The following is a 25314-nucleotide window of genomic DNA, read 5'->3' on the forward strand; positions in this document are numbered from 1 at the left end:
ACCGGACCACCCTGAACGGTGAGTCGGCCACCCGCACGACCTCCTCGCGGTCCAGAAGCACGACGTGGACGCGGTTCCGGACTTCCACTGGGAGCTCAAGGAACTGCTCTTCGACGATGACCGGCTGGCCGCGCGTCTGGTCAACACCGGTACCCCGGTGAAGGAGTGGCTCGGAGTGCCCCCGTCGGCGCCTCGTTCGAGATCACCGAGTACGCCATCTACCAAGTCCGCGACGGGCGGTTCGTGCACATGACGGCCCTGCACGACGCCGGCGAACTGCTCCGGCAGATGACCGGCTGATCCGCGGGACCGGCGTAGGCGCCCCGGAGAACGGTCCGGGGATTCCGCGCTCGGTCAGGGGCGAGCAGCCACGCACAGCGTGAGCGACATCCCACTCGGACCACCTGTCGCACAGCGAACCCAACGGCCCACTCGGGCCGCATGCTTCGAGAGGAAAACCGTGACCGTCACACTGATCACCGGAGCCAACAAAGGCATCGGCTTCGAGGCAGCCAAACAGCTTCAGGAATTGGGCCACGTCGTCTACATCGGCGCGCGCGACGTCGAGCGGGGCGAGAAGGCCGCGGCAGCGCTCGGCGCGCGATTCGTGCGCGTCATAGCGAGGAAGACTGCGCCTTGAGTCCGACGACTTTTAACCGGCCTGACACGGCGGCGAATCGAACACGCGGTCCCTGCCTCCGCACCGCAGGTCTCGATACGTGGAGTCCGTCGTCCACGTCCACCGACGGCACCCTCACGTCCGCGACCGATGGAACAACAGCTCCTCGGCGGTCAGGTTCGCGCGGCAGGTCTTGGCGACGGTGCGGGCCGTGGAGCCGTCGACCTCGGACCTGTCGATCGTGGCGGTCCCCAGGCTGACCAAACCCGTGTTGTCGGACGGCACCGAACTCCGGAAGCGTATCCGTCGAGAGTGTCGAGCGGCCGACGCCGGGTTTCAGAAATCAGCTGAGAAACGTCGGCCTCGCACTGATCACCGCTGGCGGGGCCGGTGCCAGTGACCATCCGGGCAGCGGATCGGTCTCGATCCGTTCCACGGTTCAGCCGCGTGCTGTCGGCTCGGTGGGGAGGCCGGCCAGGATGTCCTCCAACTGTCCGGAACATCGGCGAGGGGCCGGCTCGGGGAGGGGCCGATCCCAGGGTCAGGGGCGCTGTGTCGAAACGGCCTCCGGATCGGCCGGTAGAGGAACACCACCATCGCCAGGCCCCACCCGGCCCGGCCGGCACACGCGTTGTCGTGACGGAACGACAGGAGGATCCTGCGTGATTGCCGCCTCAAGGGCATGTCCCTGCCGGGCGATACCCGGCGTCACGACCCGGCCCTCGCCCGGCAGACCGCACCCTGACGCGGCTGTCTTCAGCCGTTCGCGTCCAGTGTCGCGAGTTCTTCGGCGGTGAGCGCCAGGTCGGGTGAGCGGAGAGAGTCACGGATACTCTCGGGGCGCGAGGCGCCGGGAATCGGGACGACCGCAGGGGACAGGGCGAGTTCCCACGCCAGGCAGACCTGCTGCGGGCTGGCGTCGTGCTGCTTCGCGATCTCGGCGAACGCCGCGTGGCGTTCGGCCAGCTCTCCCGCGTGGCGCATACCTCCGAGAGGGCTCCAGGGGAGGAACGCGATGCCCAGTTGGGCACAGAGTTCGAGCTCGGGTCGGCTGGACCGGAAGGCGGGGGAGAACTGGTTCTGCACAGACGCGAGACGGCCGCCGAGGACATCGTTGGCCTGCCGGATCTGCGTGGGGTCGGCGTTGGAGATACCGGCCATGCGGATGACGCCCTCGTCGATCAGTTCGCCCAATGCCCCGATCGAGTCCTCGTAGGGCACGTCAGGGTCCGGGCGGTGGAACTGGTAGAGACCGATGGTGTCGATGCCGAGCCGGGCGGCTGAAGCTTTCGCCGCCTGCTTGAGATGCTCGGGGCGGCCGTTGAGGATCCAGGTGCCGTCACCGGTGCGCAGGTGTCCTCCTTTGGTGGCGACGAGTACGTCGGAGGTGTCACCGCCCCATGAGGTGAGAGCTCGCCTGACGAGTGCCTCGTTGTGGCCGGTCTCGTCACGCCCGACGAGTTCAGCGCCAAGGTGATACGCGTCGGCGGTGTCGATGAGCGTCACTCCGGCGTCGAGAGCCGCGTGGATCGTGGCCATCGAGCGCTCTTCGTCCGGGCGACCTTCTACTGACATCAGCATGGCGCCGAGCCCGATGGCGCTGACATGAACATCTCCGATGGTGCGCTGTCGCATGAATGACATCCCTTCTCGTTGTCCGGTCGCTCTACGTGGCGCCGAGCGCCCCTGTGCGGCCATGGACGGGCAGATGTGCCGAAGCCCCGGTCCGCGGAAGTGAGGGGTGACGCGTTCGCCGAGGTTGGCCTGTGAGGCGCCCGCTCCCGAGGCGTGGGACCCAGCTCCGACGGGGCGGCACCGCCCCGGATACGGCGGCTGGTGCGGTGGGCGATGCGCGGGAGCCCTCCGTGACCGGCCGGACTGCGTTCACTGGACCTGATCCCGTACAGGCGCCAACGTTCGGAATCGATCGGTACTGAATGCGAGCGTACCACCCCGCGGACCGACCGGCGTGGATGCGATCCGTGGGAGCTGGACCCGTCATCACCCGCCGGGACCTGCCCGAACCACGTGAAGAATGCGGTGAGTTCCCGACCGATGCCGTCGGGGCGTTCCTCGGCGACACAGTGGTCCGCACGCCGGTTCAATGCGCGCCGATCACCTCCGGCGCGTCGTACGCGGCGGCGACCGTGACCAGGAGGACGGGCGGACCGGGCAGGTGTGGCTTCCGCCCTGGTTCGTCACTCTCCCCGTGGCGATGAAAGGCCTTCATGTGCACGACGGGCCTGTGGCGCACTCCCGCCGCAGCGGCGGCCGGGTGTGGGGGCGGGGCGGCGAGTGAGGTCTTCCGGTGTGTTGCCGACACAGTGGATGCGCGCGCGGGGAATCGCGTCCATGGCGCCGCCGCCCTGCTCGGCACCATCGTGACCTGCCGCCCCCTGCCCACGCGCAACGAGCACTAAGGGGCTCTGTGCGCGGTGGAGTACATGTTCCTGAACGGAGAGGGCATCGACGCACCCTTCGGCGAACTCATCAAGATCTGCACCGATCTGAACGCCGCCTCCGCGGACGTGTTCGACGTGGCCGACGCGGTGAGAGCCTGGCGCATCTGAAGCGGCGGAACCGACCCGCAGAAGGCGCGTCGCCACGCACGCGCGAACCACTATGACCCGGGGGATGCGGTCAGGTCGCGGATTCCGGTGTGGTGTGAGAGACCGGCCTGGCCCGTGAGGTCGGCGGCCGTTGGGACTGAGCCCCTCAACCCTCAGGTCCTGATGCTTCCCTGACGTTGCCCGCGGCCGGGCTCGAGGCGCGGAACGTGCGTCGGTACGTGGACGGGGCGACCCCCGCCTCCGCCGCCAGGTGCCGGCGCAGCGAGGTGGCGGTGGCGAAGCCGACCTCGTGGGCGACCCGTTCCACGGGCAGGTCGCTGGACTCCAGCAGGTGGCGTGCCCGTCGCAGCCGCTGCTGGGTCAGCCAGCGGCCGGGGCTCAGCCCGGTCTCCTCCCGGAAGTGCCGGGCGAAGGTACGGGGGCTCATCGCGGCGTGCGCGGCCAGCTCGGGCAGTGACAGGGGCAGTTGCAGCCGTTGCAGCGCCCAGTCGCGGGTCGGTCCGGTGCCGGTCCGGGTCGCAGGCGGAAGTGGCCGTTCGATGTACTGCGCCTGCCCGCCGTCCCGGTACGGCGGCACCACACAGCGGCGGGCGACGTGGTTGGCCAGCGCGCTGCCGTGGTCCTGGCGCACCAGGTGCAGGCAGACGTCGACGCCGCTGGCCGCCCCGGCAGAGGTCAGCACGTCCCCGTGGTCGACGAAGAGCACGGAGGCGTCGACCTCGACCTGGGGAAACAGCTCCTGGAAGTAGTCGGTGAGTGCCCAGTGGGTGGTGGCCCGGCGCCCGTTCAGGAGACCGGCGGCGGCCAGCAGGAAGGCGCCGGTGCAGATGGACACCAGGCGAGTGCCGGGGCGGACGCGCGCGAGGGCGGCGAGGGCCCGCGGGTCCGGGGCGGCGGCCGAGGCCGGGGAGATCGCGTATGGAGGGATGACCACGGTGTCCGCCCCGGCCAGCGCCTCCGGGCCGTGCCCGGGGGTGACGGTCAGGTCCGAGTCGGTACGCACGGGCTGCCCGTCCACGCTCGCGGTCAGCACCTCGTAGCGGCCGTCGGCGGACCCCAGGACCCGGTGGGGGATGCCGAGTTCGAAGGGGTAGACGCCGTCGAGGGCAAGGACGACGACCTTGTGGGCGTCGGGCCGCAGATCCGGGCGCAGCCGGCTGTCCAGCTCGGCGGCGCGGTCGGCGAGGTCACGGGCCCGGGACGGCGCGGCGGACGCGGGACGAGTGGCAGGGTCGAGGGGCATGGCAGGAATGTATCGGAAGATGACTTTCTTGCCATCGTTCCGGGCCGGACTGTACGGCCAGGATCGAGGCATGACTTCGACGGACACCTCTGAGAACCTCAACTCCCCGGCCCCGGCGGCAGCCACGGTCTCCCCGCCCGCCGCCCCAGAGGGCGCGCCCGTGATGCTCGCCCTGCACCAGACGGCGCTCGGCGGCCCCGAGGTCCTGCGACTGACCGAGCTTCCGCGGCCCTCGCCCGGCCCCGGCGAGATCCTGGTCGCCGTGCACGCGGCCGGACTCAACCCCACGGACTTCAAGCACCGCGCCCTGAGCATCTTCCTGCCGCCCCCGCCAATGACCCTCGGCTGGGACGTCTCCGGCACCGTGGCGGAGACCGGCTTCGGCGTCACGCTCTTCCGGCCCGGCGACGAGGTGTTCGGCATGCTGCCCTACCCGTACGGGGCCGGCTCCCACGCCGAGTACGTCACCGGCCCCACCCGCGCCTTCGCCGCCAAGCCCACCGGGATCGACCACATCCAGGCCGCGGCCCTGCCGCTGGCCGCGCTCACCGCCTGGCAGGCCCTCGTCGAGACCGCGGACCTCCGGGCCGGACAGCGGGTGCTGATCCACGCCGCGGCCGGCGGAGTCGGTCATCTCGCCGTACAGATCGCCAAGGAGCGCGGTGCGCACGTCACCGGGACGGCGAGCGCCCCCAAGCATGACTTCCTGCGCGAACTCGGCGCGGATGCCTGCGTCGACCACCGCACCGAGGACTTCACCGACACCGAGGAGCGATACGACGTCGTCCTTGACGCACTCGGCGGGGAGACCGCCACCCGCTCCGTGAGTGTGCTCCGCCCCGGCGGCGTCCTCGTCTCCCTGGTGCCGGGCGCCGATGACACCCGGGCCGCGGCGGAGAAGGCACAGGTCCGCGCCGTCGGCCTGATCGTCGAGCACGACCACGCCGGAATGCGCGCCGTCGCCGAACTCGTCGACCGGGGCAGGCTCCGCGCCCACGTCTCCGGCACCTTCCCCCTCGCCGAAGGCGCCCGGGCCCATGCCCTGGGGGAGACGGGCCGCACCACGGGCAAGCTCGTCATCACCGTGCGCTGAGGCGGGCCGGCCGCGGCACAGGCCGGTGGACGTCCGTGTGCGTGCTCCCGTCGGGGAGACCGCCGAGAACGCGGCGGCGGACAGCAGGGCCGGGCGGCATGCCCGAAGGCTGTTCGAGGCTGTGCATGCCCTGACCCGCATCGGCCGGAGCCACAGCTCGGTGGCTTCACCTCACCGCGCTGCTGTTCCGGGAGCGCCGATGATTCCACTGACGCGCGTGAGGTCGAGTTTGGTGGCATCCTCACTGCCCGGGACGGTGGTGTAGATAACGATCTTGATGTCGGTGTCCGCGTCGGTGAGGACGTCGCAGTCGACCGTGACGCTGCCGACGGCCGGATGCCTGATGGTCTTGCGGTCCTCCGAGTGGGTACCGACGGCGCCCTCCCGCCACAGCTGGGCGAAGCGCGGGTTCCCGTCGATGGTGCGACGCAAGAGGCGTGCCAGCCCCGGGTCGCCCGGATAGCGGGCGGAGGCCCGGCGCAGGTCCGCGATGATGGCGCGGTCCGATGCTTCGGGATCCTGCTCCGTGACCGGCCAGGTGACGAGGCGTCCGCTGTCTGTATTGACGGGGAAGCGGGCGCGCACGAGGCTCCGGTCGTCCGCGGGAACCGCGGCGGGATCACCCAGGAGTGAAGCCCAGCTGCGGTTCCACCACAGCAGTCGCCAGTCGGCGGCGAAGACCGCCACCGGTGTCTCTCCCACCCTCTGGATGACGCGCTGTATGCCGGGCGGGATGTGCTCGGTGATCGTGCCGTCGTTCGGCGGTCCCAAACCGGCAAGACGGTAGAGATGGTCGCGTTCGTCGCGGTTCAGGTGGAGCGCACGGGCGAGGGCCCCCGCGACCTGGGCCGACGGGGTCGTGGAACGGCCTTGTTCCAGACGCACGACGTAGTCGACGGACAGGTCGGCCAACTCGGCCAGTTCCTCCCGGCGCAGACCGGGGGCTCTGCGGGATCGCCTGGCGGGAAGCCCGACGGCCGCCGGGGTCAGCCGCTCGCGCCAGGAGCGGATCGTGGCTCCCAGACTGGTCACATCTGCGCTCATGAACTCATTGTGCGCGACAGCCGCCCGGCGAGGGTGGTACCCGTTTTCCTACGGTAGACCTCTCCCTGGATGCTCTGTCTCCGCGTGCGGATGCTGGGGCCCATGAACGTCACCTTCATCACCGGCGCCGACAAGAGACACGGATCCGAGACCGCCCCGCGCCTCATCGCCCGGACACACCGTGTTACTTGGCGCCCGCGGCCGTGAACGCGGTCGGGCCCCCGCCGGGGAACCAGACCCGCTCCGTACAGATCGACGTCACCGACTACGTGTCCGTCACCGCGGTGCCGTCGAGATCGCGGCACACGAAGCCGCGTCGGCACACAAACAGACGCTCACGGCGGGAACCGACGCGGTCGTGGTACTCGCGACGAGAGCCCGGCGGCCGGAAAGAGCCCTTTCGTCGGCCGCTTCGCCCCCGTCAACTCGTAAGGACACTCCATGACACTGATCAACAGCAGCGACGTCACTGTCCCGGTCACCGTGCAGATCCGCACCCCAACCCCCCCTCAGGAGGTGTTCGACGTCATCGTGCCCATCGATCTCTCCCTCGTCTTCACGGGGTGGGGGCCCTTCCCGGGCGTACGCGGGGCGAAGAATCAGACCGGGGCCTGGGACGCGGCGGGTCAATCGCGCAACCCGGACCTCAGTGACGGCTCCACCGCCGCCGAACGCCTGACGGAGTACACCGCCCCACACTCCTTCGCCTACGAACTCACCGACTTCACCGGCACGATGCGCCATCTGGTGAGCGGGGTACGCGGCGAGTGGACTTTCACTCCCGACGGAGAAGGAACCCTCATCCGCTGGACCTACGAGTTCAAGCCCTTGCCCGGACGCGGACTGCTTCTGCGCCGGGCCGTAGGACCTCTGTGGCGACGCTACATGCTCGACGGTGTGAACAAGTCCGCTCGCGAGGCCGAACGGCAGCGAGAGCAGGGACAGCGGCAGAGGTGACCTGTGGGACCGGACGGCCCGGCACGCTGCGCGTCGCGACGCGGGCCGCCTGCGACGAACACCAGCGGATACGCGCTGCGTGACCGGAACTTGTCGGTCCGTGTCCCTGACAGGCGCGGTGCGAAAAGGCCCGCGGCGTCCGGATTCTGACGTGGTTTCAGCGGTGTCGTGCAAGGTCAGATCGACCGTTTGTCGCAGGTGGTGCCGCATCCCGCACAGGGATGCGGCACCACCTCGTCGTTCCCGGCCCACCGGCCCGCTCGCCGACCGAAGCACGCCGGACGGTGCCACACCGCTCGGCCGCGAGCGCGGCGCCCAGTTCGATGTACCGGGTGCTGAGCACCGAGTCCTGGACACCTGCCCGTTGGTCGGGCCTCCGGCTCTCCGCTCGAATCCACCTTCAACTCGCGCGAACTGAACCAAGCACCGGCCAACCGACCAAGAACTGGGCAACGGTCACGGGCGATGCGTTCGATCAGGGTCTGCCGGCTGTTGCCGAGGAAGCGGCCGACGTCCGCCGCCGGGGGCGGGCTGTCCTCCGACATGGACAGGTACAGCAGCAGCGGGCCCTCCAGCGCGGCCGTGAGCTGGATCGAGAGGCCGTCCAGGCTGGACCTGGGCACCTCGGCCCGGCCGAGCGGCATGCGGATGTGGATCTGTGAGACCGGCGCATCGCCGCCCGGGACGGGCTGGTCGCGGTCGGGGGAGGCCCGGGCGATGGCGCCCGGAAGATGCCGGCCTGGGTTCCGAAGCGACGGAAGACGGCTCCTGCCCAGCCCGGCGCGCTCGGCAGGCCGTACATCGTCACCCTCCCCACGCCGTGCTCCGCGAGCATCTCGCGGGCCCTCTCCGGCAGGCGCTCGCGGTTGCGCACCGCGTCGGCACGCTCGCCGCCCGGCTTTCCCAGGGGCAACGAGAGACCGATCCACGTGCTCAATCCATCCCGGTGGAACATAAGCGGGGTGAAGTCCGTTTATGCTGGGGAGAGCCGTGACACCGGATGGCCCGCCACTGCTGCCTCCTGTCGTCGCGCCCGAACGTCATCACCCCATACCGCGAGGGAGCCACACCCATGAACCTGTTCCGTCTGGACGCCAGCATCTTTCCCGGCGTCTCCGCCAGTGCCGAGATCGCCGACCTCGCCGAGGCCGAGTGGGTCGCGGCGCACCCCGGCGCCACGGTGACCCGCCGCCACCTCGGCACCGAGCCGCTGCCCGCCGATGCCTGGGCCCTGGCCGTCACCGCCGGTTCCTTCTCCGAGACGGACCGCACCCCGGCCCAGCGCGAGGCCCTCTCCCTGGCCGCGGTAGTGGCCGACGAGGTGCAGAACGCCGACGCCGCGATCTTGGCCGTGCCGCTCTACAACTTCGGCGTCTCCCAGCACTTCAAGACCTGGGTGGACCTCGTCATGGCCGGCGCCGGTCCCACCGCCCCCTTGCTGAAGGGCAACCCCACCGTGCTGGTCACCACGCTCGGCGGCGGCTACGGCGTCGGCACGCCGCGTGAGGGCTGGGACCACTCCACCCCGTACCTGGAGCGCGTGGTCGGCGACATCTGGCAGGCCGACCTCACTCTCATCAAGCGGGAACTCACCCTCGCCGCCGTCACCCCCGGCATGGACGGCCTGCGGGGTCTCGCCGAGGAGCGGCACGCCGAGTCCCTGGTCGCCGCACGCGAGGCCGGCCGGGCACTCGCCGGAAACTGATCCCTTCCCCCGGCAGGGGTGCGGCATTCGTCCCGGGTGTCATCCCCACCAGCGCTCACACCGGCCCGGGGCGCTCGTGAGCCGTCGCCGCCGGGGCCGTTCGCGACCGAATCACGGATCAATCAACCGCCATGCCGCACCCGAAATCGTGCGCCATGACTGTCGAGAAAGCGAGTACTTCATGCCTACCCCCCGCACCTCGCAAGGCCCCGACCCCACCACCCCCGAGGAGTTGGGCTTCGACCCCGCCGAACTGCGTGCGCGCTACCGCGCCGAGCGGGATCGCCGCATCCGCCCCGACGGCACCGCCCAGTACCGGCGTACCGCTGGCAAGTTCGGCTACTTCGACAACGATCCCCACGCCGATCAGGAGTTCACCCGGGAGCCGCTGAACGACCGGGTCGAGGCGTTGATCATCGGCGGTGGGTTCGGCGGTCTGCTGGCCGGCGCCCGGCTGCGCCAGGCAGGCGTGAAGTCGATCCGCGTGATCGAGAAGGGCGCCGACTTCGGCGGCACCTGGTACTGGAACCGTTACCCCGGCCTCCACTGCGACATCGAGTCGTACGTCTACATGCCGCTCCTCGAAGAGGTCGGCTACGTACCGAAGTGGAAGTACGCGCCCGGAGACGAGATCTGGCAGCACGCACAGGCGATCGGACACCGCTTCGACCTTTACCACGACGCCTGCTTCCAGACGCGGGTGACCGAACTTCGCTGGGACGAAGCTGCGTCGGAGTGGATCGTCGCCACCGATCGGGGTGACCTCATCCGGGCGCGCTTCGTGGTGGTCGCCGGCGGAACGCTCACCCAGGCCAAGCTTCCCGGCATACCCGGTATCGAGACGTTCGAGGGCCCCGCGTTCCACACGAGCCGCTGGGACTACGCGTACACCGGCGGTGACATGCACGGCGGTCTGGACAAGCTCGCCGACAAGCGCGTGGCCCTCATCGGCACCGGAGCGAGTGCCATCCAGGTCGTGCCGCACCTCGGAGCCGACGCGCGGCACGTGTACGTGTTCCAGCGCACGCCGTCCACCGTCGACGTGCGCGGCAACCGGCCCACCGACCCGGAGTGGGCCAAGTCCCTGGTGGCCGGCTGGCAGCGGCGCCGTATGGAGAACTTCCTTGAGGTCATCTCCGGAGTTCAGACGGACGAAGACATGGTGGAGGACTCCTGGACCAGCAGCGCCCGGCTCCTGGAGAAGGTGATCCCGACGAACAGGGACGGGGACATTTCACCGGAAGACCGCGAACGTGCCTACGAGATAGCCGACTTCCAGAAGATGAACGAGCTGCGCGCACGCGTGGACGCGATCGTTCGGGACCCGGCGACGGCCGAGAAGCTCAAGCCGTGGTACCGCTACATGTGCAAGCGGCCCACAGTCAGTGACACATATCTCGAGGCCTTCAACCGGTCCAACGTCACCCTGGTGGACACCGCCGACACCCACGGCGTCGAGCGGATCACCAAGAATGCCGTCGTGGTCGGCGGAACGGAATACGAGGTCGACTGTCTCATCTTCGCGACCGGATTCGAGGTCGGTCTGTCGGCCGTCCTGACCGGAGAGCTCCCGGCGTACGGCAGGGGAGGCGTTTCCCTGAAGGAGTCGTGGAAGGACGGCGCGAAGTCGCTCCACGGGTTCTACAGCCACGGTTTCCCCAACCTCTTCCACCTCGGGCCCCTGCACAACGCTGTCGCCTCCAACTTCGTGCATCTCCTTGATGAGCAGGCCAGTCACGTCGCCCAGGTCGTGTCACAGGCACGCGAGCGCCGAGCCCGCTACGTGGAGCCGACGGCCGGGGCAGAGGCCGCCTGGGTGGCCACGATCAAGGAGAAGGCGGTGGACCTGTACTCGTTCCAGGCCGAGTGCACCCCCAGCTACTACAACAACGAGGGCGAACCGAGCAGGGAAAGCCTGACGTACGGCGAAGGGCCGGTCGCGTTCTTCGAACTCCTCCGGCGCTGGCGTGCCGACGGGGGAATGAAGGACGTCCTCGTGGAGGCCGAGTGAGAAACGGCCGTTCGCGAGGACGGTGAGACGTGAAGTCACCGGCGGGAAGGAGGCAGGCGCGCGAGCCGGAAGCGCGCCGAAGCGCGGACCGGCCGTGGTGGCTGTGACCTGCGTGTGAGGTGTCAGGGGTTCGTGCCGGTTGATCAGGGTGAGAACAACCGGAATTCCGAGGTCCGGCACAGCTGCTGGGTGGCCCGCACCCTCGTCCCCGTTCGGCGCCTCGAACGGGGACGAGGGCCCACGCGCCGGACAGACGAGGCGCACGGGGCGCCGACCGCACCGCGATCCCGCCGCAGACGGGGCTTGGGGTCGACCGCGTTCCGGAAGAACCAGCAGGCATGAGACGGATGCGTATTCTGATGAGCCTTCTGAGCATTGGAACGGTCGTCAGCCCTTCGTACGATCACGTACATGGAGAATCCGAACGAGAATGTACAGACCATGCGGCTGGGTGACGTGGAGGTCATCCGGATCGTCGAGTGGCACGAACCCTTCCTGCCCACCACCGACATGTTCCCCACCGCCACCGCCGACCTCTGGAAGGGGAACGAACACTGGTTGGCACCGGACCACTGGGAGCCGGAGCACGACCGGACGGTGATCGCACTGCAGTCGTGGGTACTGCGCAGCGCCGGGCGGACAGTCCTCATCGACACTGGGGCGGGCCGCGGGCGGGAGCGGCCCGGGATGGGGCCGTTCCACCAGAGCCGGAGCGACCTCCTCGGCCTCCTGGCCGGAGCCGGTGTACGCCCCCAGGACGTCGACGTTGTGGTCAACACCCACCTGCACGTCGATCATGTCGGCTGGAACACCGTCGACGAGGGCGGGGAATGGGTACCGAGCTTCCCCAACGCCGACTATCTCATTCCAGCCGCCGACGATTTCCATTACGGCCCCGAGAACGCGTACGGGAATGGTCTGCAGGTCGTTGACCGCCTGATCTACGAAGACAGCATCGCGCCCATACACCGGACCGGCCGGTCCGTGCTCTGGGACGGTCATCACCGTATCGACGAACACCTCACCCTGGAGTCCGCGCCCGGACACACGCCCGGCTCTTCCGTGGTGCGGCTCGCTTCGGGAAGCGACCGGGCCGCCTTCGTCGGAGATCTGCTGCACAGCCCGGTGCAGATCCTGGAGCCCTGCTGCAACAGCAGTGCCTGCCTGGCTCCGGAACAAGCGGTGGCCAGCCGCCGTCGGGTACTCGGACGCGCGGCCGACGAGCGGGAGTTGCTCATCCCCGCGCACTTCGGCGGTACGGGTGCTCTGGAAGTCCGGCGGACGGATGGCGGATTCGGCCTCGGACCATGGGCAGCGGCCGGCCCGAAGCCCGCTTAGGCCGCGCTTAGGCCGTGTTTTAGAAGTCCCGCCTGGCCCGCGACGCCCGGCACGCACGCTCTCCCCCGTAGCCCTTCGGGCACGGGAGGTGCCTCCTGCGTTGTCGGAGTCGCCCAAGTACGGCCGGTCCATCCACAACGCCGATCCTCCGCCTTGCGATTGCACGCACCGGACGCCGCGGGCCCCGCCCTTCGGGCGGACGGCGCTACTTCTAAAACACGGCATAGCCGACGGAAGGTCATCGCGCCGCGGTGGTGGGGGTGCATCTCATCGCTGCGGGCAGGGCCGGCCCGCAGCGATGGGTCGCCCGACGGTGCACCGGAACGCTGACACCGGTACCCCGACCCGGCGGTACCCCGACCTTCCTCGTTGCCAGAGGCCCAACCTGTCCGCCGACGAACCGGGGACCTCGTCGGCGGACAGGTCTGGCCCTCTGGCCCGACCCGTTCGAACTCACGGTTACCTCCGCGCGTAACCACCCGCTCCCCGGTCTGGAGACCGTCCCTCATGACACACACGTCGACCGGCCGGCCCACGGCCGGACCCGGTAAGGCCGTCGTCCCGGTGCTCGCCTTCACAGGGATCGTGGTCTCGGCGATGCAGACCCTGCTCGTCCCGGTGATCAAGGACCTGCCGCGACTGCTGGGCACCGGGCCGGGCGACGCGACCTGGGTCATCACCGCGACCCTGCTCTCCGGCGCCGTCGCCACCCCGATCATGGGCCGCCTGGGCGACCTCCACGGCAAGCGCCGGATGATGATCCTCAGCCTCGCGGTGATGGTCGTCGGTGCTCTGGTCAGCGCCCTCACCAGCGATCTGCTCACGATGATCGCGGGCCGGGCCCTCCAGGGCTTCGCAATGAGCGCGATACCCCTAGGCATCGGCCTGATGCGCGACATACTCCCCCGCGAGAAGCTCGGCTCGGCGATGGCCCTGATGAGCTCCTCCATGGGCGTCGGCAGCAGCCTCGCCATTCCCGCCGCGGCCCTGGTGGCCCAGTACACCGACTGGCACGCCCTCTTCTACGGCACCGCCGGCCTCGGCGCGCTGTGCACCGGCCTGGTTGTGCTCGTCGTCCCCGAGTCCCCGACCCGCGCGCAGGGCACCTTCGACGTCCTCGGCGCGATCGGGCTCTCCGCCGGTCTCGTCCTGTTCCTGCTGCCGGTCTCCAAGGGTGGCGACTGGGGCTGGACCTCCGGCACCATCCTCGGACTGTTCGCCGCGGCGGCGGTCGTCCTCACCCTGTGGGCCGGGATGGAGCTGCGTCTGGCGGCACCGCTGGTGGACCTGCGCACCATGGCCCGCCCCGCGGTGCTCCTCACCAACCTCGCCTCGATCATGGTCGGCGCCTCCTTCCTGGTCGTGACACTGGTCCTTCCGCAACTGCTCCAGTTGCCGAGGACCACCGGCTACGGCCTGGGCCAGTCGATGGTGGTCGCGGGCCTGCTCATGCTGCCGCTCGGCCTGACCATGATGGCGACAGCCCCCGTCCACGCCCGGCTGTCGGCGCGGTACGGCCCCAAGGCCACCCTGATCCTCGGCATGGTGATCATCGCGATCGGCTACGCCGCCGGCCTCGGCCTGATGAACGCCCCCTGGCAGAGCCTCGTCATCGCGGTGATCCTGGGCCCGGGCATCGGGCTGGCGTACTCCTCGCCGCCGGCCCTGATCGTCGACGCGGTTCCTGCCTCGCAGACGGGTGCGGCCACCGGCCTCAACACCCTCATGCGCTCGATCGGTGCCGCTATCTCCAGCGCCGTCATCGGTGTGGTCCTCGCCAACACCGCGAACAACATCGGGGGCGTCACCGTCCCGACCATGCACGGCTTCCGCACCGCCTTCCTCATCGCGACGATCGCCATGGGGATCGGCCTGCTCGTCGCTCTCTTCCTTCCACGCGCGCACCCCTCCAGCCGCGTCCAGCGGCGAACTCCGCGTCCGGAAGGCGCCCCGGGACCTGGCGACGCCTGTCCCCAGCGGGATCCGGAGGTGCGTGTACGGCCCTGACGCCGAGCGCCTGACGCGGTGGAGGGGGGCCGGTGCCGACAGGCAGCCTCACCATTTCGCTCACGGGGGAATCAACGTCCCGGCAGCCCTACCGTTCCCCATCGGCGGAGCCTGGGCGGCGTGGTCGAAGGGCCACACCTCGCAGCGGGCTTCGGAGGGTGAGGTCTTGTGCCCTGCCAGCCGCGGGTGGGGCCGAAACAACGTGTCAGCGTCAGGTTGACGCCTCTCCTCCCCCGGGCACCGTCACAACCTCGGTTGGACCGACTTCAGCGCCGGAGTGGGACCAATTGAAGGTGCCACAAACAGCCGCGAGGCGGGCGAACGGGCCGACCCGGGCTTCATGATCCCGCAGGAGGCCCTCGGCCAGGTCCTCCGGGACGAGGGTGCGCCCAGACGCCGCGATCACGCCCTCCGGCAGGGCGGTGATGCCGCGGCCGACACAAGCAGGGTGTGGCGCGGGTCTGCGTAGGGCGCTGAAGAGACTGTCGCGGATGCGGGCGCCCGCTCGTCGGCATGCTGGCTCCAGGGGCACGGTCGGTTCCATTGAACTGGCTTGCTCGGCCGGAAGGCAATGATTTCCGAACGGGCCTGCCTGTGCGGGAGTTGTCGTGTTCGCATGAGGGTGGTGGTGATAGTGACTAGGGTCACGGTGGAGGATCGGCTGCGGGGGAGGGCGTGTGAGGGCGCGGCTGTGGCACGCGGTACGGGTGGTGTTGGCAGTGCTGGGGAATTTGGCGGGCAACGCCGCGACGGGGACCTCGCGTTTGCCTGGTGTGCTGGACGCGAGCGCAACGCCTCCCACCGCAAGGTCCGGGCCCGCGTCGAGCACGTCTTCGCGCGGATGAAGGCATGGAGGATCCTTCGTGACTGTCATCTGAAAGGCGACGGTGTTCACACCGCCATGCTCGGCATCGCCCGGCTGCACAACCTCGCCCTCACGGGGTAACTCCCGCCTCATACGAGACCGGAAAGGCCCAAGGGAGGCGCCTCCCCACCTCCACGGCTCGGAGAGTGCTCAGTCGATACAAAATTCGTTTCCCTCGATGTTCAGCATTGGGATGCACGACTCGTTTTCCTCATCGGCATACAGCGGTTGCACGTGAGTGGCGCCGAGAGCGACCAGTCGTGCCAGAAGTGAGCCTCTCGCTGCTGGGACAGGAGTTCGCCACCCAGGGCACCGGGATGTGATCGAGTTCCGCTTCTAGTTGAGAGGTTGTCACTGCGAGTCCCCCAAGTGAATCAGTGAACGGGAGCGTTCACTGAAGCTGCCGTCTGAATCTTTGCCTGATGGAGAACTGCTGATGGTTACTTCACGCTCGGCGGCCACCGCTCGGCCGCGGACGGTGGTGCCCCGACGTCGCGGAGCGGTGCTGGAACGCGCGATCCTCGACGCCACGCTGGAGCAATTGAGCACGGTCGGCTGGAACGGCCTGACGATGGAAGGCGTCGCCGCAGGGGCGCAGACCGGCAAGGCCGCGGTCTACCGGCGCTGGCCTTCCAAGGAGGATCTCGTCGCCGACGCGCTGGCGGCGGGGCTGCCCCCGCTCGACGACGCGCCCGATCTCGGCGGAATCCGAGAAGATCTCTACGAGTTGACCCGGCTGGTCCGGAACGCGATGTACTCCCGGCCCGGTTGGGCGCTCCGTGCGGTGCTTCATGAATGCGACAACTCGGCCTCGGAGCGCTTCCAGGCGCTGATCATGAGCGGTGTGATCGAGCCGTCGGTCAATCTGTTCGGGGACGTCGTGCACCGGGGGATCAGCCGTGGTGACGTACGGCCCGACGCCACCGGCTCGCTCATCTTCGACGTCATCCCGGCCGTGCTGATGTACCGGTCGAAGGTGCGCGGCAGTGAATGGCCCGACGAGGAGATCGCGGACCTCATCGACCAGGTCATGCTGCCGATGCTTCGGTCGCGGTCGGGCTGAGGCCGGGCGTACGGCCTTGCGGCGAGGGCGTGTTGGGGCGTACGGCGCGGCGCGGCGACGGCCGGTCGTCGGTGGTCGTGTACGGCCGGGGGGTCCGGGGTGTCGCGCGGTCGAGCGGCGGCGTAACCTTGGCTGTGTCATGCCGTACGAACCACCCACCCACACCGTGGAGCGATCGCTCCGCGCCACCACCGGCGCCAAGATCATCGCTGGTGTCGACGAGGTCGGACGCGGTGCGTGGGCGGGGCCGGTGACGGTCTGCGCGGCCGTCACGGGTCTGCGCAGGGCCCCCGTCGGCCTCACCGACTCCAAGCTGATCACGCCCAAACGCCGTGCCGAGATGGCGCGGGAGCTTGAGTCGTGGGTGACCTCGCATGCCATAGGACACGCCTCGCCGGAGGAGATCGACGACCTCGGGATGACCGCGGCGCTTCGGCTCGCCGCCGAACGGGCCCTGGGCGCACTGCCCGTGCGGCCCGATGCCGTGATCCTCGACGGCAAGCACGACTACCTCGGCAAGCCCTGGCGGGTCCGGACGGTCATCAAGGGCGACGTCTCCTGTGTCTCGGTGGCCGCCGCGTCGGTGCTCGCAAAGGTGCGCAGGGACGCGATGATGGCCGAACTGGGCGCCACGTCCGAGGAATGCGACGGTTTCGCCTTCCACGCCAACGCCGGATATCCCTCTCCGGTGCACAAGGCGGCGCTGGCGGAACGGGGGCCGACCTCGCACCACCGGCTCACCTGGTCCTATCTCGACGCGCTGCCCCGGTGGCGCCATCTCAAGAAGGTCCGTATCTCCGCCGAGGCGGAGCTGCTGGAGAGCGAGGGCCAGCTCGGCTTCGACTTCTGACCGAACGACCCGACCGGGCGTTTCTGACGATCCCGCCCGAAAGAACTGATGTGACCGGCATGGCCGGTTCTGGCGGATACGGCCCGTGCACCGCCCCGGCCGTACTCGGCAAGCGAAACCAATAGCACAGATGTGCCCACCCGCCGGTGACTTACACGGCGGCGTTTGATAGACATCCACCCATGCCTCTCATCCCCGAGGAGCCTCAGATTCACGAGAGCGCCCAGGGTCCCCGCGCCACTCCGGCCACCGGCCGCACCGCGTCGACCCCTCGTCCCGTACCCGGTCCGCGTCCCCGTCCCGTTCCCGGGCCGAGGTCCGCGGCCACACCGCGTCCCGGACAACCGGGTCGCGGTCCCGCGAGGCCCGCGCCGCCGGAGCGCTCGCAGGTCCCCGCCGAACGGCCCGCCGCCGTCCCGCAGGAGACCCGTTCCGTCCCTCAGATCCAGCTGATCCCCGCCTCGGTGGACGGCGCGGTGGACGCCGCCGAGGAGGCGGTCGACCTGCTGCTGGACTCCGGTCGCGCGCCGGGCGACATCCTCGTGCTCACCACGGGCGAACAGCACCCGTGGGCCACGCATGAACTGTCCTTCGGCGAGAATTCCTACTGGGAGCAGCACGACACGGGCGAGGACGTGTTCTTCGCGGACGCCTCCGGCGCGGACCGCGCGAAGGCGCGCCCCGTAGTCGTCGTCGCGCTCAACGGGGGTGGTGACGACACCGTCGCGCGCGTGCTGCCGACGGCGCGGGAGCGGGCCCTCGCGCTGCTCGTCGTGTGCGGCGACCCGCAGCGGGTCAACTCCGTGCTCGGCGCGGGCGTCTGACCCGGTCCTTCACCGAATGGTGGGTCGGCAAGGGCTCGTCGGTCCTGGTCCCGGCCACTCAGGTCCCGGCTGCCCGCGTGGGTGGCCGGGCTGAAATCCACGGAGGCGCCGGTTCAGCGGGCGGCCGTGCGCCGCATCGCCTCCACCGCGCCGCCTCCGGAACGCAGCCGTGCGGGAGCGGATTCGGAAACCGTCTCGGCGAGACTCTCCGGCACGGACTCGGAGTTGGGCCGACGGCCGCCCCGGCCCTCACCCAGTACCTGCCAGCCGCCACGTGTCAAGGTGATGTACGCGCCGCAGCGCAGGCCGTGCAGGGTGCAGGCGTCCCGCAGCCCCCACATCCAGGCCCCGTCCTCCTCCGTCCAGCGCTCGTCGCCGTCCCGGCAGTAGAGGAGCACGGCGGTGCGCACCGGCGTGCGGCGGCGCAGATCGTGCGGGATGACCCGGCGCAGGTGTGCCAGCAGGGCGTTTCGGAACTCCCAGCCGTCGACCGGCGCCGCCCGCGGGGCGAACGAGGCGCTGGCGGCGAGACGTTCCTCGTGGTCCAGGACGGCGACGACGGCGGTCGCCGGGGTCGGTCGGTGCCTTGAGTGCAGACCGCTGACGACCTCGCGCGGGTTACGGAGCAGGGGTATGCCGGCCGCCGCCCATTCGGCGGGCTCAAGCATCCTGGCGAGGTGGGTGACGGAATCGGCTGTCGTGATCGATGAGGCTGCGGACGGAGCGAATCCGAAGGTCACGTTCCTCCCTTCGCATACGCGCCCACAGTGCGGGCAGGGTCGGGTGAGGCGCGCCGGGGCACAGTCCGTCCGGACCGCGAACGGTCCGACCGTGCGGGGGGCATCTCCAATTCTTGCGGGCACTTGGGCGGGCGGCAACGAGCAATTGGTGCCGCTGACCGGAATGTGAGGGAATGGTGCTCATATCCCTGACGTGATCCTGCCCATTCGAGGCCCCTCCGATACGTGGTCACGTCTGAACGGCCAGGACCAGCGGGAACACTCCCTCGGCTCCTGCCCTGCGCAGCAGCCGTGTGGCCACGGCCAATGTCCAGCCGGTGTCCGAGAGGTCGTCGACGAGCAGGACGGGACCCGCCGCCGAAGTCAGGGCCCGGGCCAACTCCGGTGACACGGTGAACGCTTCGTGAAGAGCACGTACCCGCTGGGCGCTGTTGGTGCGGGAGATATGGGCTCCCTCGGCGCCCGGCGCGTACTCGACCGTGCCCAGCAGCGGCAGCCGGCCCACCTCCGAGATCCGGCCGCCCAGTGATCCCACAAGCTGCGGCTTGCTCCGTGAGGCGACGGTCACGACACCCACCGGGCGCGGTGGCGCGTCGTCCAGCCCCGACGCCCAACCGCCGGGCCCCTTCGCCCAGTCGGCGAGGACGCTCACCACGGCGTTCACCACGTCGTCGGGCACGGGGCCGTCCGGTGACCCCGGCGCCAGCATCGGGCGCAACCTGTTGCCCCATCCGATGTCCGAGAGCCGGCCGAGCGCACGGCCCGGGAGGCTGCGCTCACCGGCGGGAACACGCCCCTTCAGGTCGATGCCCACGGCGGTCAGGCCGGTCGGCCACATCTTGCGCGGCTCCACGTCCACGCCGGGCCTGCCCAACTCGCCGCGGGCGGCGTCCAGGGCACCGCCGGAGACCTTGTCCGTGAACCGCGCCCCCGCGCAGTTGTCACACCGTCCGCACGGTGCGGCCTCCTCGTCGTCCAGCTGGAGGCGCAGGAACTCCATCCGGCAGGCCGTCGTCGTCGCGTAGTCCCGCATGGCCTGCTGTTCGCTCTGCCGCTGGCGGGCCACCCACGCGTACCGCTCCGCGTCGTACACCCAGGGCTGTCCGGTGCTGGTCCAGCCGCCCTTGACCCGGTGCACCGCGCCGTCCACATCGAGCACCTTGAGCATCGTCTCCAGCCGCGTGCGCCGCAGCTCGACCAGCGGTTCGAGGGCGGGCAGTGAGAGGGGCCGGTCCGCGTGCGCCAGGACGTCGAGCGTGCGCCGGACCAGCTCCTCGGGCGGGAAGGCGACCGACGCGAAGTACTGCCAGATGGCTTCGTCCTCCCTGCCGGGCAGCAGCAGCACCTCGGCGTGCTCGACTCCGCGCCCGGCGCGGCCCACCTGCTGGTAGTAGGCGATGGGGGAGGAGGGGGATCCGAGATGGACGACAAAGCCGAGGTCGGGCTTGTCGAACCCCATGCCCAGCGCGGACGTGGCGACCAGCGCCTTGACGCGGTTGGCCAGCAGATCCTCCTCGGCCTGCTGCCGGTCCGCGTTCTCCGTACGGCCGGTGTACGACGTGACGGTGTGACCGCACTGGCGCAGATAGGCCGTGACTTCCTCGGCCGCCGCAACGGTCAGGGTGTAGATGATCCCGGAGCCCGGAAGGTCGACCAGATGATCGGCGAGCCAGGCCAGCCGGTGCGCGGCGTCCGGGAGCCTGAGCACATTGAGACTCAGACTCTCCCTGTCCAGCGCGCCGCGCAGCACGAGCGCGTCCGTGCCGGCTCCCGTGCCCAACTGCTCGGCGACGTCGGCCGTCACCCGCGCGTTGGCCGTGGCGGTGGTGGCCAGCACGGGGACGCCGGACGGCAGTTCGGCGAGCATCGTACGCAGCCGGCGGTAGTCGGGGCGGAAGTCGTGGCCCCAGTCGGAGATGCAGTGGGCCTCGTCCACCACCAGCAGACCGGTGGCCGCCGACAGGGCGGGCAGGACCTGGTCGCGGAAGTCGGGATTGTTGAGCCGCTCGGGGCTGACCAGAAGGACGTCGATTTCGCCGGCCGCCACCTCGGCCTGAATCGTCTCCCACTCCTCGGAGTTGGACGAATTGATCGTGCGCGCGCTGATCCCGGCGCGGGCCGCCGCCTCCACCTGGTTGCGCATCAGTGCCAGCAGCGGGGAGACGATCACGGTCGGGCCGCTGCCCTGCCCACGGAGCAGGGACGTCGCGACGAAATACACGGCGGACTTGCCCCACCCCGTCCGCTGCACGACCAGCGCTCTGCGCTTGTCGGCGACGAGCGCCTCGATGGCCCGCCACTGGTCCTCGCGCAGGCGGGCAGCGCCGGTGGCGTCACCGACAAGGCGGGCGAGGACGGAGTCGGCCGAGGCCCGGAGAGCTGCGCGTTCTGCGTGGGTCATGTCCCCATGCAACCTGATGCCCCGGACAAAGCGCGAATGCCGGAGCCAACCTGTGGACAACCTGCGCCCACAGCCCCGCACGGCGGGTTCTCGCGCCTTCGAGGCGCTACGTGCCGTCGCCACCGAGGCGGGCGGGCCGAAACCGTCGCGCTGCTCCCGGATCTCGCCGCCGCCGACGGTTAGTTTGTGGGCAACGCTGTCTCACCGATCATCCGGGGCCGCCGCCCGGTGGAGCGGACACCCGTCGCCACCGCTCCATGAGGTCGCGTGGATCCGGAGGTTGTCATGCCTGTACGACGCGTCGGACTGGTCGTCCACCAGGGGCGCCACGCCGCCCTGGACGTCGCCCGCGCGGTGCACGCCTGGTGCGAGGCGCACCGCATCCGCTGCACCGAGATCGATGTCTGGGCGAAGGACCAGCACCGTCGCGGCAGCCGTGAGGAAGCCGAAGCCGCCGGCGATCCGGACCTCGTGGTGACGCTCGGCGGGGACGGCACCTTTCTCCGCGGGGCGCGGATCGCGGTCAACAGTGGTGCGCGGGTTCTTGGCGTGGACCTGGGCAAGGTCGGCTTCCTCACCGAGGTGCCCGCAGACGATGTGACGCGGGCGCTGGAGGCAGTCCACCGCGGAGATGCGGTCGTCGAGGAACGAATGACGCTGACCATGCGCGCCTCGCGGGCTCTGGAGATCCCGGAGGAGATGGAGGCCCTGCTCCGCTACGGCTGGGGCCCCGCCCTGCCCTCACCACGGATCAGACCCGCGACGACCGAAGGGGAGGGCTGGGGCCTGGCCCTGGACGTGATCGCCCTGAACGACATCGTCCTGGAGAAACTCGCCCGCGACCATCAAGTCGCCGTCGGCGTCTACCTGGCGGGAAGTCTGCTCGCCTCCTACGCGGCCGACGCCCTCGCCGTGGCCACCCCCACCGGGTCCACCGCCTACAGCTTCGCGGCCGGCGGGCCCGTCCTCTCCCCGCACATGGACGCGGTCGTCTTCACCCCGATCGCCCCGCACATGCCCTTCAACCGCAGCGTCGTGGCGGCGCCGGACGAACCCGTCGCCCTGCGCGTGCTTCCGCACTCGGGCCAGGCAGCGGTCAGTATCGACGGCCAGTTGAGCGGGGTCCTCGATCCTGGGGACTGGATCGGCGTCTTCCGCGCTCCGCACCGGGTGCGGCTCATCCGTCTGCACCCGACCGACTTCTATGGCCGGTTGCGTGACCGTTTCCGTCTCGCCGACGCACCCGCCACCGCGACCGACGGAGAAGCCGCGCCGTTCTTCCGCCCCGACACCCCCATTCCGCCCGACCTGGCGGAGATGCGTCTGCCACCCCCTTCGGCGGCCCGTTGAACCCCCGCCCCGGTACCCCGCGCCGAAATCCTCCGGAACCCGCGGCTGGTCCCGGTCGATTCAGCGCGCACTGGCCGGAAATGACCTGTGGATAACGTTATCCACAGGGGTCGCGGGATTTTTGATTCCACGGGACCGTCGAGGCATGAACAAGCACAGCGAACCGACCCGTTCCGCCGACGCTCAGCAGGTCACCCTGCGCAGCCCCGCCGAACTCGCCGATGCCCTGCCCTTTCTGATGGGCTTCCATCCTTCCGACTCGGTGGTGCTCGTCGCGCTGCACGGCGACGAGGGCCGCTTCGGCGGGCGGCTGAGGCTCGGCATCCCGCGCTCGCCACGTGAATGGGAGCCCGTCTCCGTGCAGTTGGCCGCGTGCCTGGTGGAGGGGAGCGAGCGGCGCGGATCCCGTCCGGAGGGGATCGTCGCCTTCCTCTGCCAGGATCCGGGGGACGGTGCCACGGGCCGCGGTGTACGTGACCGCCTGCAGCCGCTCGCGCAGCTGATCCGCACGGGGTTCGGCCGCCTCGACATTCCCGTGCACGAGGTGCTCTGCATTTCCGACGGCCGTTTCTGGTCCTACTGCTGCCCGGACACGCGCTGCTGCCCGCCCGAAGGCACTCCGCTGGCCCTGCCCGGTACCTCCGTGATGGCTGCGGCTTCCGCCTACGCGGGGATCCAAGTGCGTGGATCCCTGCGGGAGATGGAGGCACGGCTGGAGCCCTGGCATGGTTCCGCCGAGCGGGCGGCCAAGCAGGAACAGGCGCTGGACGAGGCGGCGGGGGCGCTGGTGCCGAGGATTCTGGGCGGGGGTAATCGCGAGCAGGTCGGTGTGTCGACGCTTCGCGCCGCCCGCGATCTGATGGACCGTCTGGCACAGGCGGCGCCCGCGCCGCCGCGCCGGGAGGAGGGCGGGTGGGGCATCGAAGGGGCCGACGGCGGCACCGACGCCGCAGACGACCGGCTCATCGCCGACGAAGAGGCGGCGGCGGTCATCATCGGCCTGCAGGACCGGGAGACCCGCGACCGGGCGGCACAGTGGATGGAAGGCCCCGACGCCGAGCCGGCGCTACGGCTCTGGCGGGCCCTGGCCCGTCGCTGCGTCGGTTCCTACGCCGAGCACGCGGTCGCCCCGCTCACCCTGGCCGGCTGGGTCGCCTGGTCCTCCGGAGACGAACCGACGGCCCGGGTCGCGCTGGGACTGGCCCTGCGTCTGGACCCCACGTACACCTTCGCCCAACTCCTCCACCAGGCATTCAACGAGGGGCTGGACCCGGAGACCCTTCGGCGCTGTATGCGCGGCGAGAGGGTCGCCGCCGGGAGGCAACAGCCGTGCCAGGTGCGGCAGTCCACGGCGAAGCAGACCAAGAAGTCGATGAGGAAGTCGATGAGGAAGAGGGTGGTGAGGAAAGCGACGATCAAGAAGGCGACGCCCAGGACGGTGCCGTCACCGAGGCTCCGTCCCGGTCCGCCCGCGACGCGGGGTCGGGCCACGGGCCGTAGTGGGCAACGGGGGACCAAGAGCGGCAAGTGAGAGGGGCGCGGCCCGTGCAGGCCGAGGGGGCGTGACAGCGTGCCTCACCCACCGGCGGGCCGTGCGGTGGTGGCTCCCGCGCCCTTCCGGCAGCCGAATGGCCGAGTGGGCGGCCACCAGGTTCGAGCACGGTGGGGACCGGGAAACGGGGTGGCGAAGATGTCGGCGGACCTGAGCGGAACGGCTGTTTATCGTCAGGCAGACGACTAAGATCACCGGCATGTCGCCCTACGACCCGTCGGCTTACCCCGCGTTCGCTGTCACCGTCGACCTGGTCGTGCTCACCGTGCGCCGCCACGCCCTGTGCGCGCTGGTCGTGCGGCGCGGTGAGGCTCCCTTCCAGGGGCGCTGGGCGCTGCCCGGCGGCTTCGTCAAGGGCGACGAGGATCTTGGTGCGGCGGCGGCGCGCGAGCTGGTCGAGGAGACGGGGCTGTGCGCGCACGACCCGGCGTCGCCCGCCACCGCGAACGGTGCCCATCTCGAACAGCTCGCGACGTACGGCGACCCCGCACGGGACCCGCGGATGAGGGTCGTCAGCGTGGCTCATCTCGCCCTCGCGCCCGATCTCCCCGCGCCCCGCGCGGGCGGTGACGCCCACAGCGCCCGCTGGGCCCCGGTGGACGCGCTGCTCGACTACGAGGGCGGCTTCGGCCGGGACGGTGAACAGCCCGCGCCGCTCGCGTTCGACCACGCGCGCATCCTCGGGGACGGGGTGGAGCGGGCCCGTTCCAAGATCGAGTACTCGTCCCTGGCCACGGCCTTCTGCCCGCCGGAGTTCACGGTCGGCGAGCTGCGCCGGGTGTACGAGGCGGTGTGGGGCGTCGCGCTCGACCCCCGCAACTTCCACCGCAAGGTCACCGGCACCCCTGGCTTCCTCGTGCCGTCCGGCGGCACCACGACACGGCAGGGCGGCCGGCCGGCCCAGTTGTTCCGGGCGGGCGGGGCCACGATCCTCAACCCGCCGATGCTGCGCCCCGAGGTATAGGCCCTGTCCGCCGCCCAGACACCCGTCATCACAGCCCTACGCCACAAGCCGGACATGTCGCGTTATCTTGCTGCGGTACTCATACTGCCGCCGAGCGGTCTCACCTCCCCGCGAGAGA

21 protein-coding genes and 4 pseudogenes are annotated in these 25314 nt (G+C 70.2%); 18 read left to right on the top strand and 7 right to left on the bottom strand.

What is annotated here, in order from left to right; genetic code table 11:
* Positions 1–64 precede the first annotated feature (64 nt).
* The 3 genes and pseudogenes from ACIBLA_RS28495 to ACIBLA_RS28505 all read left to right on the top strand — a co-directional run.
* Positions 65–127 (top strand): annotated as a pseudogene (locus ACIBLA_RS28495) (hypothetical protein); the annotation flags it as partial.
* Positions 128–165: 38 nt separating this feature from the next.
* Positions 166–300, top strand: coding sequence for a hypothetical protein (locus ACIBLA_RS28500; RefSeq protein ID WP_399200318.1), 135 nt, complete (start codon positions 166–168; stop codon positions 298–300).
* 160 nt (positions 301–460) lie between these two features.
* Positions 461–616: pseudogene (locus ACIBLA_RS28505) on the top strand (SDR family NAD(P)-dependent oxidoreductase); the annotation flags it as partial.
* A 138-nt stretch (positions 617–754) separates the two neighbouring features.
* Here the strand turns inward: ACIBLA_RS28505 and ACIBLA_RS28510 are convergent.
* Together ACIBLA_RS28510 and ACIBLA_RS28515 are read right to left on the bottom strand one after the other, a co-directional pair.
* The gene (locus ACIBLA_RS28510) at positions 755–904 is read right to left on the bottom strand and encodes a hypothetical protein (RefSeq protein ID WP_399200296.1); all 150 of its coding nucleotides are present in this window, start codon (positions 902–904) and stop codon (positions 755–757) included.
* Between the two features lie 471 nt (positions 905–1375).
* Entirely contained in the window at positions 1376–2254 is an 879-nt protein-coding gene (locus ACIBLA_RS28515; protein ID WP_363243595.1) for an aldo/keto reductase, read from the bottom strand.
* A gap of 469 nt (positions 2255–2723) precedes the next feature.
* Here ACIBLA_RS28515 and ACIBLA_RS28520 point away from each other — a divergent pair, with 469 nt between their 5' ends.
* A complete protein-coding gene (locus ACIBLA_RS28520; RefSeq protein WP_363243594.1) occupies positions 2724–2918 on the top strand; it encodes a hypothetical protein in 195 nt (64 codons plus the stop codon).
* A 145-nt stretch (positions 2919–3063) separates the two neighbouring features.
* The gene (locus ACIBLA_RS28525; protein ID WP_363243593.1) at positions 3064–3189 is read left to right on the top strand and encodes a hypothetical protein; all 126 of its coding nucleotides are present in this window, start codon (positions 3064–3066) and stop codon (positions 3187–3189) included.
* Positions 3190–3334: 145 nt separating this feature from the next.
* Here ACIBLA_RS28525 and ACIBLA_RS28530 read toward each other — a convergent pair whose 3' ends face one another.
* On the bottom strand, positions 3335–4432 hold the full coding sequence (locus ACIBLA_RS28530; protein WP_399200297.1) for a GlxA family transcriptional regulator: 1098 nt from the start codon (positions 4430–4432) through the stop codon (positions 3335–3337).
* A gap of 70 nt (positions 4433–4502) precedes the next feature.
* On the opposite strand from ACIBLA_RS28530, the gene ACIBLA_RS28535 reads away from it, so the two are divergent.
* Complete coding sequence (locus ACIBLA_RS28535) at positions 4503–5525, top strand: NADP-dependent oxidoreductase (protein ID WP_363243591.1); 1023 nt, start codon at positions 4503–4505, stop codon at positions 5523–5525.
* Between the two features lie 171 nt (positions 5526–5696).
* On the opposite strand, the gene ACIBLA_RS28540 is transcribed toward ACIBLA_RS28535, so the two are convergent.
* A complete protein-coding gene (locus ACIBLA_RS28540) occupies positions 5697–6569 on the bottom strand; it encodes a helix-turn-helix transcriptional regulator (protein WP_399200298.1) in 873 nt (290 codons plus the stop codon).
* A gap of 441 nt (positions 6570–7010) precedes the next feature.
* Here ACIBLA_RS28540 and ACIBLA_RS28545 point away from each other — a divergent pair, with 441 nt between their 5' ends.
* From ACIBLA_RS28545 to ACIBLA_RS28570, 6 genes and pseudogenes are all read left to right on the top strand, one after another.
* The gene (locus ACIBLA_RS28545; protein WP_399200299.1) at positions 7011–7526 is read left to right on the top strand and encodes an SRPBCC family protein; all 516 of its coding nucleotides are present in this window, start codon (positions 7011–7013) and stop codon (positions 7524–7526) included.
* 1072 nt (positions 7527–8598) lie between these two features.
* On the top strand, positions 8599–9231 hold the full coding sequence (locus tag ACIBLA_RS28550; RefSeq protein ID WP_363243587.1) for an NAD(P)H-dependent oxidoreductase: 633 nt from the start codon (positions 8599–8601) through the stop codon (positions 9229–9231).
* 181 nt (positions 9232–9412) lie between these two features.
* A complete protein-coding gene (locus ACIBLA_RS28555; RefSeq protein ID WP_363243586.1) occupies positions 9413–11242 on the top strand; it encodes an NAD(P)/FAD-dependent oxidoreductase in 1830 nt (609 codons plus the stop codon).
* 411 nt (positions 11243–11653) lie between these two features.
* Positions 11654–12580 carry an MBL fold metallo-hydrolase gene (locus ACIBLA_RS28560; RefSeq protein ID WP_363243585.1) on the top strand — a complete coding sequence of 309 codons (927 nt, stop codon included), beginning with the start codon at positions 11654–11656 and terminating at the stop codon, positions 12578–12580.
* 507 nt (positions 12581–13087) lie between these two features.
* Positions 13088–14587, top strand: a complete 1500-nt coding sequence (locus ACIBLA_RS28565) for an MFS transporter (protein ID WP_363243584.1) — start codon at positions 13088–13090, stop codon at positions 14585–14587.
* 784 nt (positions 14588–15371) lie between these two features.
* Positions 15372–15533, top strand: a pseudogene (locus ACIBLA_RS28570) (transposase); the annotation flags it as partial.
* 69 nt (positions 15534–15602) lie between these two features.
* Here ACIBLA_RS28570 and ACIBLA_RS28575 read toward each other — a convergent pair.
* Positions 15603–15719: pseudogene (locus ACIBLA_RS28575) on the bottom strand (VOC family protein); the annotation flags it as partial.
* 169 nt (positions 15720–15888) lie between these two features.
* Here ACIBLA_RS28575 and ACIBLA_RS28580 point away from each other — a divergent pair.
* The 3 genes from ACIBLA_RS28580 to ACIBLA_RS28590 all read left to right on the top strand — a co-directional run bounded on the left by ACIBLA_RS28580 (position 15889) and on the right by ACIBLA_RS28590 (position 18189).
* Positions 15889–16515 carry a TetR/AcrR family transcriptional regulator gene (locus ACIBLA_RS28580; protein WP_399200300.1) on the top strand — a complete coding sequence of 209 codons (627 nt, stop codon included), beginning with the start codon at positions 15889–15891 and terminating at the stop codon, positions 16513–16515.
* A 139-nt stretch (positions 16516–16654) separates the two neighbouring features.
* Positions 16655–17365, top strand: a complete 711-nt coding sequence (locus ACIBLA_RS28585; protein ID WP_399200301.1) for a ribonuclease HII — start codon at positions 16655–16657, stop codon at positions 17363–17365.
* A 182-nt stretch (positions 17366–17547) separates the two neighbouring features.
* A complete protein-coding gene (locus ACIBLA_RS28590) occupies positions 17548–18189 on the top strand; it encodes a hypothetical protein (RefSeq protein WP_363243582.1) in 642 nt (213 codons plus the stop codon).
* A 113-nt stretch (positions 18190–18302) separates the two neighbouring features.
* Here ACIBLA_RS28590 and ACIBLA_RS28595 read toward each other — a convergent pair whose 3' ends face one another.
* Both ACIBLA_RS28595 and ACIBLA_RS28600 read right to left on the bottom strand, forming a co-directional pair.
* On the bottom strand, positions 18303–18929 hold the full coding sequence (locus tag ACIBLA_RS28595) for a hypothetical protein (RefSeq protein WP_363243581.1): 627 nt from the start codon (positions 18927–18929) through the stop codon (positions 18303–18305).
* 229 nt (positions 18930–19158) lie between these two features.
* Positions 19159–21330 (bottom strand): RecQ family ATP-dependent DNA helicase, encoded by a 2172-nt coding sequence (locus ACIBLA_RS28600; RefSeq protein WP_399200302.1) that lies wholly within the window; start codon positions 21328–21330, stop codon positions 19159–19161.
* Positions 21331–21615: 285 nt separating this feature from the next.
* Between ACIBLA_RS28600 and ACIBLA_RS28605 the strand changes: the two genes are divergently transcribed.
* The 3 genes from ACIBLA_RS28605 (at position 21616) to ACIBLA_RS28615 (ending at position 25196) form a co-directional block, all read left to right on the top strand.
* The gene (locus ACIBLA_RS28605; RefSeq protein ID WP_363243579.1) at positions 21616–22680 is read left to right on the top strand and encodes an NAD(+)/NADH kinase; all 1065 of its coding nucleotides are present in this window, start codon (positions 21616–21618) and stop codon (positions 22678–22680) included.
* 145 nt (positions 22681–22825) lie between these two features.
* Positions 22826–24211, top strand: a complete 1386-nt coding sequence (locus ACIBLA_RS28610) for a DUF4192 domain-containing protein (protein ID WP_399200303.1) — start codon at positions 22826–22828, stop codon at positions 24209–24211.
* A 220-nt stretch (positions 24212–24431) separates the two neighbouring features.
* The gene (locus tag ACIBLA_RS28615; RefSeq protein ID WP_363243577.1) at positions 24432–25196 is read left to right on the top strand and encodes an NUDIX domain-containing protein; all 765 of its coding nucleotides are present in this window, start codon (positions 24432–24434) and stop codon (positions 25194–25196) included.
* Positions 25197–25314: the final 118 nt, after the last annotated feature.

The organism is Streptomyces sp. NPDC050433 (genome assembly GCF_044458565.1).
Taxonomy (GTDB): Bacteria; Actinomycetota; Actinomycetes; order Streptomycetales; family Streptomycetaceae; genus Streptomyces.

Excerpts from the sequence above, each read along its gene's own strand:
- ACIBLA_RS28515 (WP_363243595.1), bottom strand. The coding sequence starts at position 2,254 with ATGCGACAGCGCACCATCGGAGATGTTCATGTCAGCGCCATCGGGCTC.
- ACIBLA_RS28520 (WP_363243594.1), top strand. The coding sequence starts at position 2,724 with ATGCGCGCCGATCACCTCCGGCGCGTCGTACGCGGCGGCGACCGTGAC.
- ACIBLA_RS28525 (WP_363243593.1), top strand. The coding sequence starts at position 3,064 with ATGTTCCTGAACGGAGAGGGCATCGACGCACCCTTCGGCGAACTCATC.
- ACIBLA_RS28530 (WP_399200297.1), bottom strand. The coding sequence starts at position 4,432 with ATGCCCCTCGACCCTGCCACTCGTCCCGCGTCCGCCGCGCCGTCCCGG.
- ACIBLA_RS28535 (WP_363243591.1), top strand. The coding sequence starts at position 4,503 with ATGACTTCGACGGACACCTCTGAGAACCTCAACTCCCCGGCCCCGGCG.
- ACIBLA_RS28540 (WP_399200298.1), bottom strand. The coding sequence starts at position 6,569 with ATGAGCGCAGATGTGACCAGTCTGGGAGCCACGATCCGCTCCTGGCGC.
- ACIBLA_RS28545 (WP_399200299.1), top strand. The coding sequence starts at position 7,011 with ATGACACTGATCAACAGCAGCGACGTCACTGTCCCGGTCACCGTGCAG.
- ACIBLA_RS28550 (WP_363243587.1), top strand. The coding sequence starts at position 8,599 with ATGAACCTGTTCCGTCTGGACGCCAGCATCTTTCCCGGCGTCTCCGCC.
- ACIBLA_RS28555 (WP_363243586.1), top strand. The coding sequence starts at position 9,413 with ATGCCTACCCCCCGCACCTCGCAAGGCCCCGACCCCACCACCCCCGAG.
- ACIBLA_RS28560 (WP_363243585.1), top strand. The coding sequence starts at position 11,654 with ATGGAGAATCCGAACGAGAATGTACAGACCATGCGGCTGGGTGACGTG.
- ACIBLA_RS28565 (WP_363243584.1), top strand. The coding sequence starts at position 13,088 with ATGACACACACGTCGACCGGCCGGCCCACGGCCGGACCCGGTAAGGCC.
- ACIBLA_RS28580 (WP_399200300.1), top strand. The coding sequence starts at position 15,889 with ATGGTTACTTCACGCTCGGCGGCCACCGCTCGGCCGCGGACGGTGGTG.
- ACIBLA_RS28585 (WP_399200301.1), top strand. The coding sequence starts at position 16,655 with ATGCCGTACGAACCACCCACCCACACCGTGGAGCGATCGCTCCGCGCC.
- ACIBLA_RS28590 (WP_363243582.1), top strand. The coding sequence starts at position 17,548 with ATGCCTCTCATCCCCGAGGAGCCTCAGATTCACGAGAGCGCCCAGGGT.
- ACIBLA_RS28600 (WP_399200302.1), bottom strand. The coding sequence starts at position 21,330 with ATGACCCACGCAGAACGCGCAGCTCTCCGGGCCTCGGCCGACTCCGTC.
- ACIBLA_RS28605 (WP_363243579.1), top strand. The coding sequence starts at position 21,616 with ATGCCTGTACGACGCGTCGGACTGGTCGTCCACCAGGGGCGCCACGCC.
- ACIBLA_RS28610 (WP_399200303.1), top strand. The coding sequence starts at position 22,826 with ATGAACAAGCACAGCGAACCGACCCGTTCCGCCGACGCTCAGCAGGTC.
- ACIBLA_RS28615 (WP_363243577.1), top strand. The coding sequence starts at position 24,432 with ATGTCGCCCTACGACCCGTCGGCTTACCCCGCGTTCGCTGTCACCGTC.